Annotated in this window: 1 protein-coding gene; it reads left to right on the forward strand. The window is 59.7% G+C overall.

Going from position 1 to position 1,094, the window contains the following annotated elements; translation table 11 throughout:
• Positions 1-124: 124 nt before the first annotated feature.
• Positions 125-1,094 (forward strand): IS1634 family transposase (locus CDN38_RS27985; protein WP_244307495.1); only part of this gene is annotated, 970 nt, incomplete at its 3' end.

The raw sequence follows: 1,094 nt of genomic DNA on the forward strand, positions 1-1,094 counted from the left end.
GCTGGTCGGTGGGGGAAATGGGGTGCTGAGCTGGGGTTTGTGGTGATGTGGACAGAATAATGTAGCCACTAAACATGGCGTGTTGCTGCTACTGGTAGGCGAATTCACGCTGTAGCATTGGGATATGGCTAAACAGGCCAGCATGCATGTAGCCCGGACATCGAGTAAGTATGTCGACAAGGCAGGCAATGTGCGCCACTACGAATCAATCTTGGTGCGCCGCACGTTTCGCCAGGGCGGCAAGGTGCGCCACGAAACGCTGGCCAACCTGTCTAAGTTGCCGGCTGAAGCGATCACCGCGATCGAGGCCTCGTTGAAAGGCCAAACCTTGGTGGCAGCTGGTTCGGAATTCACTGTCACGCGCGCCCTACCGCATGGGGATGTGGCAGCGGTAGCGGCGATGGCGCGCACATTGGGTATGCCCGCCCTGCTGGGGCCGCCGTGCCGATCACGGGATCTGGCGCTGGGGTTGATTATCTCCCGAGTGGTCAAGCCGGCCAGCAAGCTGGCGACCGTTTCAGGGTGGGCCGACACCACCTTGGGCGTTGACCTCGGTATCGCTGATGCGTCCACCGACGAGATCTATGCCGCGATGGACTGGCTAGTAAACCGCCAAGGCGCGATCGAAACCGAACTTGCCGCTAAACACCTTGGACTACAGGCTAACCCGTCGAAGATGGCGTTGTTTGATCTGTCCAGTACGTGGATGACCGGTAACCATTGCGAGTTGGCGGCACGCGGGTATTCCCGTGACGGTAAAAAGGGGTTGCCGCAAATCAACTTTGGGCTTCTCGGTGATCGGGAGGGCCGACCGGTAGCGGTGCGGGTATTTCCCGGTAACACCGCTGATCCCAAAGCATTCACCAAGATTGTGGCCGATCTGCAAGACACCTTCGCACTCGATAATCTGGTGATGGTGGGCGATCGGGGCATGATCACCACCGCCCGCATTAACGCCCTGCGTGAACTCAACGAGGCAGGAGCCGATTTCGGGTGGATCACCGCGCTACGCGCCCCGCAGATTGCTGCGCTGGCCGCCGACCAAGGCCCACTGCAGATGAGCCTGTTCGATACCCAGGACCTCGTCGAGATCG

Source organism: Mycobacterium ostraviense (genome assembly GCF_002705925.1).
GTDB classification, from domain to species: domain Bacteria; phylum Actinomycetota; class Actinomycetes; order Mycobacteriales; family Mycobacteriaceae; genus Mycobacterium; species Mycobacterium ostraviense.